A 14,681-nucleotide genomic window follows, 5' to 3' on the forward strand; every position below is an offset into this window, starting at 1 on the left:
ACTTGATAATTAATTATTCCTGATCTACCAGATCAACTTCTACTTTAAGATTATTTATGATAAATTTCTGTCGATTGGGAGTGTTTTTTCCCATATAAAACTGCAATAATTCCTCTATGGAAAGGGCCTTGTCTAGCATGACCGGTTCAAGGCGTATATCATCCCCGATAAAATGTTTGAATTCATCCGGTGAGATCTCCCCCAGTCCTTTGAAACGAGTTATTTCCGGCTTACCACTCAGCTTTTCAATAGCTTCCCTTTTCTCCTCCTGGCTATAGCAGTATATGGTCTCCTTTTTATTTCGCACCCTGAATAAGGGAGTTTGTAGAATATAGAGATGGTTTTCCTTGATGAGTTCCGGGAAGAATTGCAGAAAGAAGGTAATCAGTAACAGCCTGATGTGCATTCCGTCTACATCAGCATCCGTTGCAATTACGATATTGTTATACCGAAGATCCTCCATAGATTCTTCGATGTTAAGTGCAGCCTGAAGAAGATTGAATTCCTCATTTTCATACACGATCTTTTTAGACATTCCATAGGAATTCAAGGGCTTCCCCCTCAGACTAAAAACGGCCTGTGTGTTTACATCCCTCGATTTAGTGATAGATCCTGATGCAGAATCCCCCTCAGTAATAAACAAGGTACTTTCAAGGCGCCTTTCGCTTTTCATGTCGCCCAGATGAATACGGCAATCACGCAGTTTCTTATTGTGAAGGCTGGCCTTTTTAGCTCTCTCCCTGGCAAGTTTTCTGATCCCCGACAGTTCTTTTCGTTCCTTTTCGGCCATCATGATCTTACGCTGGATCTTTTCTGCCGTCTCAGGATTCTTGTGCAAGTAGTTGTCTAACTGCTTGCCAATAAAGTCGTTGATATAGGTACGCACAGTTGGAAGTTCACCTCCCATATCCGTAGACCCGAGTTTTGTTTTGGTCTGACTCTCAAATACGGGCTCCATTACTTTTATCGATATGGCAGAAATGATACTCTTTCTGATATCAGATGCGTCGTAATTCTTCCCGTAATAGTCGCGTATTGTTTTTACCAGGGCTTCCCGAAAAGCATTTTGGTGTGTTCCTCCCTGGGTTGTATGCTGTCCGTTGACAAAAGAATGGTATTCCTCGCTGTACTGTGTCTTGCTATGGGTAATAGCAACCTCAATATCCTCGCCTTTGAGATGAATGATGGGATACAGAAGGTCTTCTGCACTATTATTGTCTTCCAGCAGGTCTTTCAGTCCGTTTTCCGAGAAGAATTTTTCCCCGTTAAAGACAATGGTAAGGCCAGGATTGAGGTAAACGTAATTCTTGAGCATGCGTTCCACATACTCATTCCGGTATTTATATTTTTTGAAAATACTCTCATCGGGTGTAAAGACTACCTTGGTTCCCCTCCTTCGCGATGTCTCTTCAAGAAAGTCTTCTGTGACAAGATTCCCATATTCAAAGTCGGCAGATTTCGATTTCCCGTCCCTGGTCGATTCTACACGAAAAAAAGAGGAGAGTGCATTCACTGCCTTGGTCCCCACCCCGTTGAGTCCGACAGATTTCTTAAAGGCACGGGTGTCATACTTACCACCGGTATTCATTTTGGAAACCACGTCTACCACTTTCCCAAGAGGGATACCCCTTCCGAAATCACGGACAATGACTTTGTCTCCGGGAATGGAAATCTCAATGGTCTTTCCGGCCCCCATGACAAATTCGTCAATGCAGTTGTCTATGACTTCTTTAAGGAGAATGTAGATACCGTCATCTGCAGAAGATCCGTCGCCTAATTTCCCGATATACATCCCGGGACGCAGGCGGATGTGCTCCTTCCAGTCCAGAGACCTGATGTTCTCTTCAGTATATTGGGTCTGTGCCATCAATTTGGGGTATATGCCTGCTAATATAAAATTTCAGAGCAGAAATCAAAATGCACCAAAAAGAAAGTAATTAACAATGCAGAAGGCTTTTTGTTAATAGCCCTACCTTCCCTGCACTTAGTACTTTTATGATGCCAGGGAGGTGCTAGACATTAAATCGGAAATGCATCACATCTCCGTCCTTAACTATATATTCCTTCCCTTCTACACGCATCTTTCCGGCTTCTTTCACTTTGATTTCACTCCCAAAGGTAATATAATCGTCATAGGAAATGACCTCAGCCCTGATAAATCCTTTCTCGAAATCGGTATGAATTACCCCGGCAGCCTGAGGGGCCGTGGCCCCAACGGGTATCGTCCAGGCCCTGACTTCCTTTTCCCCTGCCGTGAAATAGGTATGCAGGTTCAGGAGATTATACGCGGCTCTTATAAGTTTTGAAGATCCCGGCTCATCGAGACCCAGATCTTCCAGAAAGAGTTGACGCTCTTCATAGGTTTCCAGCTCTGAAATATCGGCCTCTGTTCCAACGGCCAGCACAATTATTTCAGCATTTTCGTCGGCCGTAGCCTTTTTCACCTCGTCTACATATTTATTCCCTGAAACTGCAGACGACTCATCCACATTACATACATAGAGTACCGGTTTGTCTGTAATGAGCTGGAGGGGACTTATAAAATCCTTTCGATCTTCTGCACTGAATTGGATAGCCCTTACTGAAATACCCGCCTCCAGATTTTCCTTGACCTTTAACAAAACAACTTCCTCTTTCAGGGCATCCTTGTTTCCGGTCTTAGCAGCACGCTTTACCTTGTCCAGTTTCTTTTCGATGCTTTCGAGATCCTTAAGCTGAAGCTCCATATCGATGGTTTCCTTATCGCGAATGGGATCAACCGAACCATCAACATGCACCACATTGTCATCATCAAAGCATCGCAAAACGTGAAGAATAGCGTCTGTTTCACGGATATTACCGAGGAATTGATTCCCCAGACCTTCACCCTTACTCGCTCCTTTTACCAGTCCGGCAATATCAACAATATCCACGGTAGCGGGAATTACCCTTTCCGGATTAACGAGTGACTCGAGTTTTTCCAGCCGCTGATCAGGGACATTAACCACTCCAATATTGGGTTCTATCGTACAAAACGGAAAATTGGCGCTCTGAGCTTTTGCATTGGATAAACAATTGAATAAGGTCGATTTTCCTACATTCGGAAGTCCTACTATACCTGCTTTCATTCTTTTGTATCTGTTTTACGGGCTGCAAATATACTTTTTACTAGTATATTTAGAACACTAAAACGTCAAGGATATAAAGATGCCCAGCACAATCACCCTTCAGGGGTTTTTATTCGATGAAAAATCTTCCTTCCTGAGGGGAGCTGCCAAAGCCCCGCCTGAGATCAGAGCCGCCTATCACAGTTCATCTGCCAATTATTTTTCAGAAAATGGGATGGATGTACACCCGGGTATTTTTGAAGACAAAGGCGATTTTAAAATAATTCAATACTTTAATATAGAACATATTACAGCCTCTAACTTAAATGGAAAAAATAAGATCATCAGTTTGGGGGGAGATCATTCGATTAGCTATCCTGTGATCAAGGCATTGTATCAGCAATCAGGGCCAATAGAGATTCTTCACATCGATGCCCATGGTGATCTTTATGACAGTTTTGATGGGGATCCTTATTCTCACGCCTGCCCTTTTGCACGTGTTATGGAAGATAAACTTGCCAGCAGGCTGGTTCAGATCGGTGTTCGGACCTTAAATTCACATCAGCGGGAACAGGCGGATAAATTCGGAGTAGAAATTATTGAAATGAAGGACTTTAAACTAGAGTCCATTCCTTCCTTTACAAAACCTCTTTACCTTTCTGTAGATATCGATAGTTTAGATCCGGCATTTGCCCCGGGCGTCTCGCACCAGGAACCCGGTGGATTTACAACAAGAGAAGTGCTGCATATCATCCAGTCGATCCAGGGCCCAATTATCGGAGCTGATATAGTAGAATACAATCCCGACCGGGATCTGAATAAAATGACTGCAATGGTCTGTGCGAAGATCTTTCGAGAGATTCTTTCCAAAATGACAACCCCTGAATAATTAATCTTTGGCTAAACGAGGTAACATTTTTATAAATAATTCGTCTTAACTCGCAAACTAGATCTACTTGACACGAATACGCATACTTTTTAACTCAATAGTATTTTGCTTAGGCTTCCTAGCCAACGCACAGAGCTTGAGGGGAATAATTATGGATAGTAACACTAAAGAAGCTATTCCCTTTGCTACCGTCCAACTAGGGCCAGACTATGGCACAATTGCCAATGAAGAAGGTGGGTTTGCCATACGTCCTGTCAATCCGGGAACAGACAGCTTGCTGATCTCCTCTATGGGTTACAAACAAAGGCGTTTAGCAGTAAACTCATTTATTCAGGATCAGATCATCTATCTGGAGCCTTCTACAATTGAACTAAGTGAAGTGCTTTTGAGGAACCGCATGCCCACGGCAGAGGAAATTATTAGGGAGGTCAGAAAAGCTTACCCTGAAAACTATGTGAATGATCTGCAAAAATATCAGATGTTCTTCCGGGGTACCACTTACATGAATTTTGACAGGCTGAATGTCGACATCAAAAAAGCTACAGCGATTCCCAGGGAACAGGTAGCACTAGCAGGTGAACAGCTCGATTCCCTTGCAAGGGCTATAAAGGATAGCAGGTTGATCGAGTTTCAGGATTACAGCGGTGCTATTTTTTTAAAGGATAAGGATTCGAGTAAAATTGTGATCGATAAAGCCACCAAGCTAATCGACAGCAGGAAAGACTTCTCCCTTGATGATGTCCAGAAAAAGGCTCAGAATATCATTCTGCAGTATTTGGATACCACATTGACCTATAAATTAAAAACGGGCTTATTTAAAATTGAAGATTCTCTGGCCTTTGATCAGGACGACTTTCTCAATGAGAAAAAAACAACATTTACCAACAGGGAGGTGAAGTCGTCGGTAGTGAGGACCCTACGGACAGCCCAGTGGTTTGAACTTTCTTTTTTGGACAAAATCCTCAGTACTGATTCCTATCGTTTTAGCCTCGATGGAGCCTCCTACTTTCAGGGCAACCCCATTTACGTCGTTTCGTATCGGCCACGAAAGTCGAAATCAAAGTTTAGTGGTAAATTATATATCTCTTCCTATGATTTTGCTGTTCTCAAAGCCGATTATTCCTTCAGTGAAGGGAAAGAAGGGAGAAAATTCAATATGAAGCTCCTGCTGGGGGTTAAATATGTGGAGAACAAGAATGAAGGTATCATCCTTTACAAACAGCAAAATACTGGAAAATATCAGCCCTATTACATCAAAAGGGATCATGGTAATTACGTCTATCTCAGCAGGCCCCTTAAGTTTATTGAGAACAGCAAGGATCGTGAGAAAGTTATTTTCGATTTTATTTTTGAGGGAGAAGGCAGGGAGAAAAAAGAACTACTCATACTTACGGGCAACCCTCTGGAGCCACAAGAATACGAAGGCCTCAGTGAGGCTGAGGAAATTCCATTTACCCTTTTAAAGCAGTATAAAGCATCTATTTGGGAGGATAATCAGATCATTGAACCTCTGGAAGAGATGAAAAACTTTAAAGTGAATAATTAGCTGGCTTATCCTTCTGGGTGCATAAAACTTTGCTTGGAAAGCAGCGTTTCTTCACTCTCTACGTGGTCTTCATCAGGTACACAACAATCAACAGGACAAACTGCTGCACATTGGGGTTCTTCGTGAAAGCCCATACATTCTGTGCACTTATCGGGTGAAATATAGTATATCTCATCACTTATGGGCTCCTGTACTTCGTCAGCATTTACCTTCTTCCCGTCGGGTAAAATCACATCACCTTTTAGTGACGTACCGTCACTATATCGCCATTCTTCAGCCCCTTCATAAATAGCTGTATTGGGGCATTCGGGTTCACAGGCACCGCAATTGATACACTCATCGGTTATAATAATGGCCATAATTCTCTTTTTCTTTTAGCAAGCACTCGAAATTGTAAGATAAAACAGTCTTCATCAATACTTCTCCTGCAGTTTTATACTTTTGCGGCAAAGGTACACTTGAAACCTGTTTTGTACAAATATATGGCGACCCTGGAAGAAAGATTAAAAGCATTTGTTAAACTTGGGGATTTTCTCAGGAGTTATAAGCCTGGGAAAAAGAACCTCGGGAGGGAATATGAGGAACTTAAGGCTGTACTCCTACAGGCAAGGCTGAAAAATGCCTGGTTTACCGACGATAACCTCCTCTATGCCTTGTCGGCGTGGGGTGAACTGCTAAGCCCGGATAATCTCCAGGCCTGGACGTCTTCCTACTCCATACCGGAGAATGGCGGAAGGAAGATTGCGATAATCATGGCAGGGAACATTCCCTTGGTTGGCTTCCACGATCTTCTCTCGGTTCTCGTTAGCGGCCACAGCGCTGTGGTAAAAATGTCATCAAACGATAAAGTACTCCTTCCCTTCTTTATGCGGAAATTGATCGAATATGAACCACAACTTGATGGAAAAGTGGAATTTTCAGAAGGGATCCTGAAAGAATATGACGCCGTTATCGCCACTGGCAGTGACAATACATCCCGCTATTTTGAATACTATTTCGGGCACAAACCCCATATAATTCGAAAAAATCGAAATAGTGTTGCCGTATTGCAGGGGGATGAGACAAAGGAACAACTCCAGGCCCTGGGAGAGGACATCTTCAGGTATTTTGGCCTGGGATGCAGGAGTGTAAGCAAATTATTTGTACCTGAAGAGTATGATTTTAAAGCTTCTTTTGAAGCGATTGAATCTTATTCACATCTAAAAGACCACCATAAGTATCACAATAACTATGATTACAACAAAGCCGTTTATCTGATGAGCGAATTTAAATTCCTCGACAACGGCTTCCTCTTGTTGAAACCAGACGAAGCGTTTGCTTCTCTTATAGGAACATTGTTCTACGAAACCTACTCTTCAAAAAATGCTTTAGTTGAAAAGCTAATAGCTCAGGCCGATAAGATTCAATGTGTGGTTGCCGAGGGATTTACTCCTGGAGAAGTGGCTTTTGGTTACACTCAGAAACCCTCGTTGACCGACTATGCCGATGGAGTGGATACTGTTGAATTCCTGTTAAAAACCTGATGTAATTATTCGGGAAATACGCCCCCTATCTCGTCTTAATTTTCGACCTTTACAGCTGCAAAAAATGCAACACATCTTATGAAAAAACACAATTTTAGCGCCGGACCTTGTATTCTTCCTGCAGAGGTAATGCAAAAGGCCGCCGAAGCTGTTCTTGAACTCGATGGAATAGGCCTTTCCCTGATTGAGATTTCTCACCGTAGCAAGGAATTTGTTGCCGTTATGGAAAAGGCAAGAACGCTGGCACTTGAACTCCTTGGTCTGGAAGGAAAGGGATATCAGGCACTTTATCTACAAGGTGGTGCCAGTATGCAATTTACCATGGTAGCTTATAATCTGCTGGAAAACAAAGCGGGATATATCAATACCGGAACCTGGAGCGCTAAAGCCCTTAAAGAAGCCAACATAATTGGCAGTGCAGTTGAAGTTGCCTCCTCAAAGGACAAGAATTACAACTATATCCCAAAAGGATACGATATTCCTGACGGGCTCGACTACCTGCATCTCACATCTAACAATACCATCTTCGGTACACAGATCAAGGAATTTCCAAAATCGAAGGCACCGCTCGTTTGTGACATGAGCTCTGATATCTTCTCGAGGCAACTCGATTTTTCAAAATTTGATCTGATCTATGCCGGCGCACAAAAAAATATGGGTCCGGCTGGAACCACCCTGGTTATCATCAAAGAAGATCTGCTGGGCAAGGTAAGTCGGAAAATCCCTTCCATGCTCAATTATAAAATACATATTGAAAAGGATAGTATGTTCAATACTCCGGCTGTTTTTCCTGTGTATGTCAGCATGCTAACTCTACAATGGCTTAAAGACCTGGGTGGAATAGCTGCCATTGAAGAGATCAACGAGAAAAAAGCAAATCTCATTTATTCAGAGATTGACCTCAATCCTTTATTTAAAGGTTTTGCTGAAAAAGAGGATCGTTCAAATATGAACGCCACCTTCACCCTTACGGATGAAAAACTCAAGGATACTTTCGATGCTATGTGGAAGGAGGCGGGAATCAACGGCCTGAACGGGCATCGTTCTGTAGGTGGTTACAGGGCATCCATGTATAACGCGCTTTCCCTGGAAAGTGTTGGTGTCCTGGTTGACGTGATGAGTGATCTGGAAAGAAAAGCATAAGGTACTCCTTATAAAATAAAAGAGAATATCCGGAATATGAGTAAAAAAATACTAGCCAATGACGGCATATCAAATAGTGGGATACTGGCCCTGGAGGCGGCAGGTTACGAAGTATTGACAACCAATGTGGCCCAGGAACAACTGGCGAATTTTATCAATGAAGAGCAGATAACAGGCTTGCTGGTTAGAAGTGCAACCCAAGTTAGAAAGGAACTGATCGATGCCTGTCCCAGTCTCAAACTAATTGGACGTGGTGGTGTAGGTATGGACAACATTGATGTGGACTATGCCAGAGAAAAAGGGCTTCACGTTATCAACACCCCGGCTTCTTCTTCGGCTTCCGTAGCAGAACTGGTTTTCGCTCATTTATTCGGGGGTGTAAGGTTTTTATACGACGCAAACAGGAATATGCCTCTTGAAGGGGACAAGAATTTTAAGGCCCTGAAAAAAAATTACGGAAAAGGCACAGAATTACGAGGCAAGACACTAGGGGTTCTGGGATTTGGAAGAATAGGTCAGGCTACCGCCAAAATAGCCCTGGGAATAGGAATGAAGGTCATCTATCACGATCCTTTTCTCGAGGAGGCTCAGATCAACCTGCCTTTTTATGACGGGCAATCAATATCGTTTAACCTTAAAAGCTGCTCAAAAGAAGAACTGCTCAAGTCATCCGATTTCATTACCTTACACGTCCCGGCTCAGAAGGAATACGTGATTGGCAAAGCCGATTTTGAAATAATGAAAAATGGTGTCGGACTTGTCAATGCTGCGAGAGGTGGTGTGATTGATGAAGTAGCCCTGGTAGCGGCCATTGACAGCGGTAAGGTGTCTTTTGCCGGACTTGATGTTTTTGAATCCGAACCCGTTCCTGAAGTCAGGATTCTGATGCATCCGAAGATTTCACTATCGCCCCATATAGGAGCAGCCACTGGTGAAGCACAGGACAGAATTGGAACCGAGCTTGCCGAACAGATCATTCAGCTGCTCGATTAAAATGTAACCAAGAATATACCATAAATTTCAATTTATAAAACAAAGATTATGTCAGGACTTTTGGATTTATTAAGCGGCCCGATGGGCAAAGAACTCATTAGCGGTGTCTCTCAGCAAACAGGACAACCGACAGAAAAAACAGCCGATGTGCTGAGTATGGCCATGCCCCTTTTACTGGGCGCCATGAAGAAAAATGCATCTAATCCTCAAAATGCTGACGGACTCATGAATGCGCTTTCTTCTAAACATACCGGTGGGATTCTGGACAATCTCGGCGGCTTGTTCCAGGGAGGTGTAAACGACTCAGTAATTCAGGACGGTGCCGGAATCTTAGGTCATGTTCTGGGAAATAAGCAACCTGCAGTTGAGAATGCCTTAAGTCAGAAATCTGGCGTAGACGCAGGAAGTGTGGCGCAGATTTTAAAAATTGCTGCTCCTATTGTGATGGGGTATCTCGGAAGGCAAAAAGCTCAGAGTAATGTGAGTGATGCTAACGGACTGAGTTCACTTTTAGGTTCAATGCTTGGAGGTCAACCAAAACAAAATCAGAGTCTTATTACCAGCCTTATTGATGCCGATGGTGACGGAAGTGTCCTGGATGATGTAGCAGATATGGTTTTGGGAAGCAAACAAAAGAAAGGTGGCCTTGGCGGAATGCTGGGCGGACTATTCGGAAAATAGACGAATCGTACTTAATGATTTTTAACAAAACCATCAGGCCTTGCCCGGTGGTTTTTTTGTATCTTAAGTTAGTATGAAAAGAAAATCGAAAAGTATAATTTTTCCCTTCGGGCTGCTTCTGGTTAGCTGTCTTCTTGTATTTGGGATGAGTTGCAACAGTACGAAGATGACCCCGGGGATTTCTGCCCAGGAAAAGACTGCCTTTACCTCTTCACAGCCTGATACAGTGGAAATATCAGATCCTGAATCGAATTACGAGATCATTATCATTGAACCGGGATTTAATGTTTGGCTGCAATCCGTCGCCCGGCCCCCGGGATACTATTCGCAATCCTTCCTGGAGACCAGAAACCGCCTCTATGTAATTGAATGGAATAATCGGGTAATAAATAATCTTCAGTACGATCCAAATTTGTACGAGCTCCAGATCAACTACGATCCCCTCATAGATTATGGTTATGAGGTGAACTACAAACTGTATAACTACTTTGTTTATTTCCAGCGCAAATACAATCAAAGATTAGGTCCTTTTGCCCCGCGTATCTAATTAACTACATTTGCAGCCTTAAAAAATGGCAATGACAAATCGCTTGAAAAAACATTGGGGCATACAGTCTACCTGGCAATTGATAGTCATTTTCTGGGTCTTTGCCATTACAGGCTCTTCATCTGTATATGTGGCAAAACCTTTTCTCGCTTGGATTGGTCTTTCAAGAGACGTATTTCCGGATAGCTGGTGGAGTGGCTGGGTTTACTGGACCTTACGCCTGTTGGTGATATTCCCTTTTTACCAGGTATTACTTGTTATTTATGGATGGCTTTTTGGTCAATTTGCCTTTTTCTGGAATTTTGAGAAAAAAATGCTGCGTCGGATTGGCTTTAAACGACTTTTACGATAATTCAGATTATCATAGGGATTTCACAATGCGATTCTACTATCAGGGCTTCAGGACCTTATTTGAAGCTGTTTTGGCCACGATAAAGGAATAAAGCCACATCAGGGTAAAACTGGGGATAAAATCGAAACCCGGCAACAACTCTTCAATAAATGTAACCACTCCTGCAATTTGTCCGGTTCTACCTTTATACATCCGGGTCATTATCCAGGCGGCGACGGGGGCCCAGATCACATCGGAGAACTCACCGATCCCGGGAATAAAAAATGACAGCATCCCAATACCGTCAAAGAGCAAACCCAGGAAAAGGTATTTAAAGCTAGGGGTATTCTTCATCTGGTCATAAAAATAAAGAAATCCTGTGGCTTGTTCTGCATGAATTAATGCAGAATAACAATTCTGTAAAAAAATGTCCTATGAAAGTCGGGAACTGATGAGTTTTAGAAATTCATTCCGTGTCTCAATTTTCTCAAACTGCCCCCGGAATCCAGAAGTTGTGGTTACAGAATTTTGCTTCTGCACCCCTCTCATCATCATACACATATGTGAAGCCTCAATAACAACTGCGGCTCCCTTGGGCTTTAAAGTCTTATTGATGCATTCAAGGATGTCGTGAGTTAATCGCTCCTGAACCTGCAACCTGCGTGCAAACACATCTACTACCCTAGGAATTTTACTCAAGCCTACGATTTGGCCGTTAGGAATATAAGCTATATGAGCCTTGCCATAAAAGGGTAACATATGATGCTCGCAAAGGGAATAAACTTCAATATCTTTAATAATGACCATTTCGTCATAATCCTCTGCAAACATGGCACTTTTCAGGATTTTAACGGCATCCTGCTTGTAACCCTGCGTAAGAAATAACATGGCTTTGGCTGCTCTTTCAGGAGTCTTGACCAGCCCTTCACGATTGACATCCTCCCCTATTTCATCTATAATTTTTTCGTAACGTTCCTTAACCTCATTGGTAATGTTCAGGTTGTATTCTTCAAGATTCTGATATGGTGCCATATGCAATTAAATATAAGGTTGGTCGACTCAACCCGTAAAATGTTTATTATTTATTAATTAAACTTAAACAAAATTAATGAATTCTCATACCTCTTTTAAACTTTAACGTATAATTAGCATAGCATGGTCTTACTAAGGTAAAGTGAATATAGAAAACAACCTTAATAAATCGCATCTCCAAAACGCTATTCCTGTATTTTGTAGTGAACTGGCTAATGTGTACTTTCGAACTTCAAAATAAACGGGATGATCTCCGCAAAAAATCTTCAGAAATTCTACGGTAAATTACAGGTCTTAAAGGGAGTAGATCTGCACATTAAAAAAGGTGAGGTCGTCTCAATAGTTGGGGCATCCGGGGCCGGAAAAACTACTCTGCTGCAGATACTCGGAACCCTTGATCACCAGTCGAATAAAGCAGACAGCAAGCTTGAGATCAATGGAACCGCGGTAACCCAACTCAACGATAAAGAAATGGCGGTTTTCAGAAATCAGCACATTGGATTTATATTTCAATTCCATCAATTGCTACCCGAGTTCACTGCTCTGGAAAATGTCTGTATCCCTGCCTTTATAAAACGAACGGATCCCCGCCTTGCTGAAGAAAGAGGAAAAGAATTACTTGATTTTCTGGGCCTTAAAGAACGATATCATCACAAACCCAGTGAACTATCCGGGGGAGAGCAACAACGCGTAGCAGTGGCCCGGGCTTTGATCAATAACCCCTCCGTGATACTGGCAGATGAGCCAAGTGGTAATCTCGATTCGGAAAGTGCAGACATTCTTCATCAACTATTCTTCCAGCTTCGAAAGGAATTCGGTCAGACCTTTGTCATCGTCACACATAATGAAGAACTGGCGGATATGGCAGACAGGAAACTGACAATGATTGACGGACTTATAGTTAATCCATGATACTTAAACATCTCTGGCACTTTACTCTCAAACCATCTTACACTCCCTTAAGAAAAGCGCCTTCCTCTTTGCGATTTAAAATCCTGGTTTCCCTAATTTTCTGGAACCTGATCCTTGGGGTTGGTATCGTAATGATAGCGGAAGGATTATTCCAATGGCTTGAAATTGATATGGGGAAACACAAGACAGAGGACTTATTTCTCAAGTATTCATATTTTCAGGTATTTGCTTTGATGGTGCTACTGGCTCCAATTCTGGAAGAAGTAATTTTCCGCGGCCCCCTGGTTTTATTTAAACGATCTTCGTTCTTCCCCCTGGCATTTTACCTTTCATGTTTGATCTTTGGCCTGGTTCATCTGGGAAATTTTGAAGAAGGAGCTTCCTTGCTATGGTGGGCGCCACTTCTTATTGCTCCTCAGGCACTGATGGGATTTTTTCTTGGATATCTCAGGGTGAAACTGGGTTTGCACTATGCTATTTTAATGCATATGAGTCATAATGGCATTTTATTCTTGCTTATAAGTCTGATCGATCAGGTGTGAAAAATGATCAGGTAAATATGGAAAACCTCCGTGATTTCCTGGATCAGAAGGTCCTGGAATACCACAGGCCTGAATTTCTCTCTTCCGACCCCATACAGATTCCTCACAGTTTTATGAAAAAGGAGGATATTGAAATAAGCGGGTTTCTAACAGCCACAATCGCCTGGGGAAACAGAAAAAGTATAATCAATAATGCGCTACTAATGATGGAACTGCTCGACCAGGCTCCGTACCAATTTGTAAAGGATCACACAAAAAACGACCTTAAATCCCTCCAGAATTTTGTTCACAGGACATTTAATGGCACAGACCTTACCTATTTTATAAAAGCCCTGCAACATATCTATGCCCAGCACGGTGGCTTAGAATCTGTTTTTAATATGCATGCCGAAGACGAATCGCTACAGAATTCCATTTCAGAATTTAAGCGATTGTTTTTTGGGCCGGATCACCCCAAAAGAACCGAAAAACATATATCTGATCCCTCCAGAGGATCGGCAGCAAAAAGGATTAACATGTTCCTAAGGTGGATGGTAAGGGATTCAGCTGCCGGAGTCGATTTTGGCCTTTGGAAATCACTTCATCCTTCTCAATTGTCCTGTCCGCTCGATGTCCACTCAGGAAAAGTAGCCCGAAAACTGGGTTTGCTCAGCCGAAAACAAAATGATGCCAGGGCCGTACAGGAACTGGATACGAGCTTGCGATACCTCGATCCTGAAGACCCCGTAAAATATGATTTTGCCTTGTTTGGCCTTGGAGTATTTGAAAAATTCTAACACACTGTTTTCAACTTCTTCACAGTACTCCTTCTAAATCCTAATAAAATATCTGCCTATACTCGTTAATCGTGTCGTTAAGTCGAGGTAAATAAAATTCTCATATTTAAACAAATCGTTAAGGATTCTACTTTAATGCTGATTATTTCTCAGCATAAATTAATTTTCAATAGAAAATAGACAGTGTTCAGGGTCATTTGTTAAATAATTTTTAAGAAATGATCTGTTATTCAATAAATGACGGATATATTTTCTATCTTTAGATAGCAACCTAACTAGTTACTATCACCCAAAGAAAATACACAAGGGGAATGGTAAGTAGTTTTTCAGTAGAGTACAAAAAGGATTACCTGGCGATGATCGTAGAGGGAACTTACGACTACTGGGAATTCATGGAGTACCCCCAACGGATTTTAAAAGCCTGCAAAGAGTATCAGTGTGATAAGATGCTGGTAGACCTCACCCCGCTCAAAGCCCAGGATATCGCCCTTATTGAACTTTTTTTTCTGGGAGAAAAAATCGCTAAAGTCTTGGGCACCAAAGTGATGCTGGCTTTAATCTGGAAAAGTGAATCTTTATCAGACTTCCTGGTTGATGTTGCAACCAACCGTTCTGCCCGCTTAAAAGTATTTGACAATAAGAAAAGAGCAGAATATTGGTTACTTCACAAATATTGACCC

General features: G+C 42.3%; 17 protein-coding genes. 12 read left to right on the forward strand and 5 right to left on the reverse strand.

All coding sequences use genetic code 11. The features are described 5' to 3' along the window. Positions 1–13: 13 nt before the first annotated feature. Entirely contained in the window at positions 14–1,867 is a 1,854-nt protein-coding gene (locus AB8P51_RS13885; protein ID WP_369749456.1) for a DNA topoisomerase IV subunit B, read from the reverse strand. A 145-nt stretch (positions 1,868–2,012) separates the two neighbouring features. Then, a complete protein-coding gene (ychF, locus tag AB8P51_RS13890) occupies positions 2,013–3,107 on the reverse strand; it encodes a redox-regulated ATPase YchF (RefSeq protein WP_369749457.1) in 1,095 nt (364 codons plus the stop codon). Positions 3,108–3,186: 79 nt separating this feature from the next. Between ychF and speB the strand changes: the two genes are divergently transcribed. Next, positions 3,187–3,975 carry an agmatinase gene (gene speB / locus AB8P51_RS13895; protein WP_369749458.1) on the forward strand — a complete coding sequence of 263 codons (789 nt, stop codon included), beginning with the start codon at positions 3,187–3,189 and terminating at the stop codon, positions 3,973–3,975. A 151-nt stretch (positions 3,976–4,126) separates the two neighbouring features. Further along, the gene (locus AB8P51_RS13900) at positions 4,127–5,521 is read left to right on the forward strand and encodes a carboxypeptidase-like regulatory domain-containing protein (protein WP_369749459.1); all 1,395 of its coding nucleotides are present in this window, start codon (positions 4,127–4,129) and stop codon (positions 5,519–5,521) included. A 5-nt stretch (positions 5,522–5,526) separates the two neighbouring features. Here AB8P51_RS13900 and AB8P51_RS13905 read toward each other — a convergent pair whose 3' ends face one another. After that, complete coding sequence (locus AB8P51_RS13905; protein ID WP_369749460.1) at positions 5,527–5,880, reverse strand: 4Fe-4S dicluster domain-containing protein; 354 nt, start codon at positions 5,878–5,880, stop codon at positions 5,527–5,529. Between the two features lie 123 nt (positions 5,881–6,003). Here AB8P51_RS13905 and AB8P51_RS13910 point away from each other — a divergent pair, with 123 nt between their 5' ends. From AB8P51_RS13910 to AB8P51_RS13935, 6 genes are all read left to right on the forward strand, one after another. Continuing rightward, positions 6,004–7,044, forward strand: coding sequence for an acyl-CoA reductase (locus tag AB8P51_RS13910; RefSeq protein ID WP_369749461.1), 1,041 nt, complete (start codon positions 6,004–6,006; stop codon positions 7,042–7,044). 78 nt (positions 7,045–7,122) lie between these two features. Further along, positions 7,123–8,187, forward strand: a complete 1,065-nt coding sequence (gene serC / locus AB8P51_RS13915; RefSeq protein WP_369749462.1) for a 3-phosphoserine/phosphohydroxythreonine transaminase — start codon at positions 7,123–7,125, stop codon at positions 8,185–8,187. 36 nt (positions 8,188–8,223) lie between these two features. Continuing rightward, positions 8,224–9,180: a D-2-hydroxyacid dehydrogenase gene (locus tag AB8P51_RS13920; protein ID WP_369749463.1), complete on the forward strand. Its 957-nt coding sequence runs from the start codon at positions 8,224–8,226 to the stop codon at positions 9,178–9,180. 48 nt (positions 9,181–9,228) lie between these two features. Then, positions 9,229–9,861: a DUF937 domain-containing protein gene (locus AB8P51_RS13925; protein ID WP_369749464.1), complete on the forward strand. Its 633-nt coding sequence runs from the start codon at positions 9,229–9,231 to the stop codon at positions 9,859–9,861. Positions 9,862–9,934: 73 nt separating this feature from the next. Continuing rightward, the gene (locus AB8P51_RS13930) at positions 9,935–10,408 is read left to right on the forward strand and encodes a DUF6146 family protein (RefSeq protein ID WP_369749465.1); all 474 of its coding nucleotides are present in this window, start codon (positions 9,935–9,937) and stop codon (positions 10,406–10,408) included. 31 nt (positions 10,409–10,439) lie between these two features. Then, positions 10,440–10,760, forward strand: a complete 321-nt coding sequence (locus tag AB8P51_RS13935; RefSeq protein ID WP_369749466.1) for a DUF6787 family protein — start codon at positions 10,440–10,442, stop codon at positions 10,758–10,760. Positions 10,761–10,799: 39 nt separating this feature from the next. On the opposite strand, the gene AB8P51_RS13940 is transcribed toward AB8P51_RS13935, so the two are convergent. Then, a complete protein-coding gene (locus tag AB8P51_RS13940; protein ID WP_369749467.1) occupies positions 10,800–11,093 on the reverse strand; it encodes a hypothetical protein in 294 nt (97 codons plus the stop codon). A 78-nt stretch (positions 11,094–11,171) separates the two neighbouring features. Continuing rightward, on the reverse strand, positions 11,172–11,771 hold the full coding sequence (gene folE / locus AB8P51_RS13945) for a GTP cyclohydrolase I FolE (protein WP_369749468.1): 600 nt from the start codon (positions 11,769–11,771) through the stop codon (positions 11,172–11,174). A 246-nt stretch (positions 11,772–12,017) separates the two neighbouring features. Between folE and AB8P51_RS13950 the strand changes: the two genes are divergently transcribed. The 4 genes from AB8P51_RS13950 (at position 12,018) to AB8P51_RS13965 (ending at position 14,678) form a co-directional block, all read left to right on the forward strand. Next, entirely contained in the window at positions 12,018–12,683 is a 666-nt protein-coding gene (locus tag AB8P51_RS13950) for an ABC transporter ATP-binding protein (protein WP_369749469.1), read from the forward strand. Beyond that, complete coding sequence (locus AB8P51_RS13955; protein WP_369749470.1) at positions 12,680–13,225, forward strand: lysostaphin resistance A-like protein; 546 nt, start codon at positions 12,680–12,682, stop codon at positions 13,223–13,225. Before AB8P51_RS13950 ends, AB8P51_RS13955 begins: the two co-directional genes overlap by 4 nt. A 17-nt stretch (positions 13,226–13,242) precedes the next feature. Further along, complete coding sequence (locus AB8P51_RS13960) at positions 13,243–14,001, forward strand: TIGR02757 family protein (RefSeq protein WP_369749646.1); 759 nt, start codon at positions 13,243–13,245, stop codon at positions 13,999–14,001. Positions 14,002–14,312: 311 nt separating this feature from the next. Beyond that, complete coding sequence (locus tag AB8P51_RS13965) at positions 14,313–14,678, forward strand: hypothetical protein (protein ID WP_369749471.1); 366 nt, start codon at positions 14,313–14,315, stop codon at positions 14,676–14,678. Positions 14,679–14,681: the final 3 nt, after the last annotated feature.

The organism is Muriicola sp. SD30, assembly GCF_041205185.1.
Taxonomy (GTDB): domain Bacteria; phylum Bacteroidota; class Bacteroidia; order Flavobacteriales; family Flavobacteriaceae; genus Muriicola.

Excerpts from the sequence above, each read along its gene's own strand:
- AB8P51_RS13885 (WP_369749456.1), bottom strand. The coding sequence starts at position 1,867 with ATGGCACAGACCCAATATACTGAAGAGAACATCAGGTCTCTGGACTGG.
- ychF (WP_369749457.1), bottom strand. The coding sequence starts at position 3,107 with ATGAAAGCAGGTATAGTAGGACTTCCGAATGTAGGAAAATCGACCTTA.
- speB (WP_369749458.1), top strand. The coding sequence starts at position 3,187 with ATGCCCAGCACAATCACCCTTCAGGGGTTTTTATTCGATGAAAAATCT.
- AB8P51_RS13900 (WP_369749459.1), top strand. The coding sequence starts at position 4,127 with ATGGATAGTAACACTAAAGAAGCTATTCCCTTTGCTACCGTCCAACTA.
- AB8P51_RS13905 (WP_369749460.1), bottom strand. The coding sequence starts at position 5,880 with ATGGCCATTATTATAACCGATGAGTGTATCAATTGCGGTGCCTGTGAA.
- AB8P51_RS13910 (WP_369749461.1), top strand. The coding sequence starts at position 6,004 with ATGGCGACCCTGGAAGAAAGATTAAAAGCATTTGTTAAACTTGGGGAT.
- serC (WP_369749462.1), top strand. The coding sequence starts at position 7,123 with ATGAAAAAACACAATTTTAGCGCCGGACCTTGTATTCTTCCTGCAGAG.
- AB8P51_RS13920 (WP_369749463.1), top strand. The coding sequence starts at position 8,224 with ATGAGTAAAAAAATACTAGCCAATGACGGCATATCAAATAGTGGGATA.
- AB8P51_RS13925 (WP_369749464.1), top strand. The coding sequence starts at position 9,229 with ATGTCAGGACTTTTGGATTTATTAAGCGGCCCGATGGGCAAAGAACTC.
- AB8P51_RS13930 (WP_369749465.1), top strand. The coding sequence starts at position 9,935 with ATGAAAAGAAAATCGAAAAGTATAATTTTTCCCTTCGGGCTGCTTCTG.
- AB8P51_RS13935 (WP_369749466.1), top strand. The coding sequence starts at position 10,440 with ATGACAAATCGCTTGAAAAAACATTGGGGCATACAGTCTACCTGGCAA.
- AB8P51_RS13940 (WP_369749467.1), bottom strand. The coding sequence starts at position 11,093 with ATGAAGAATACCCCTAGCTTTAAATACCTTTTCCTGGGTTTGCTCTTT.
- folE (WP_369749468.1), bottom strand. The coding sequence starts at position 11,771 with ATGGCACCATATCAGAATCTTGAAGAATACAACCTGAACATTACCAAT.
- AB8P51_RS13950 (WP_369749469.1), top strand. The coding sequence starts at position 12,018 with ATGATCTCCGCAAAAAATCTTCAGAAATTCTACGGTAAATTACAGGTC.
- AB8P51_RS13955 (WP_369749470.1), top strand. The coding sequence starts at position 12,680 with ATGATACTTAAACATCTCTGGCACTTTACTCTCAAACCATCTTACACT.
- AB8P51_RS13960 (WP_369749646.1), top strand. The coding sequence starts at position 13,243 with ATGGAAAACCTCCGTGATTTCCTGGATCAGAAGGTCCTGGAATACCAC.
- AB8P51_RS13965 (WP_369749471.1), top strand. The coding sequence starts at position 14,313 with ATGGTAAGTAGTTTTTCAGTAGAGTACAAAAAGGATTACCTGGCGATG.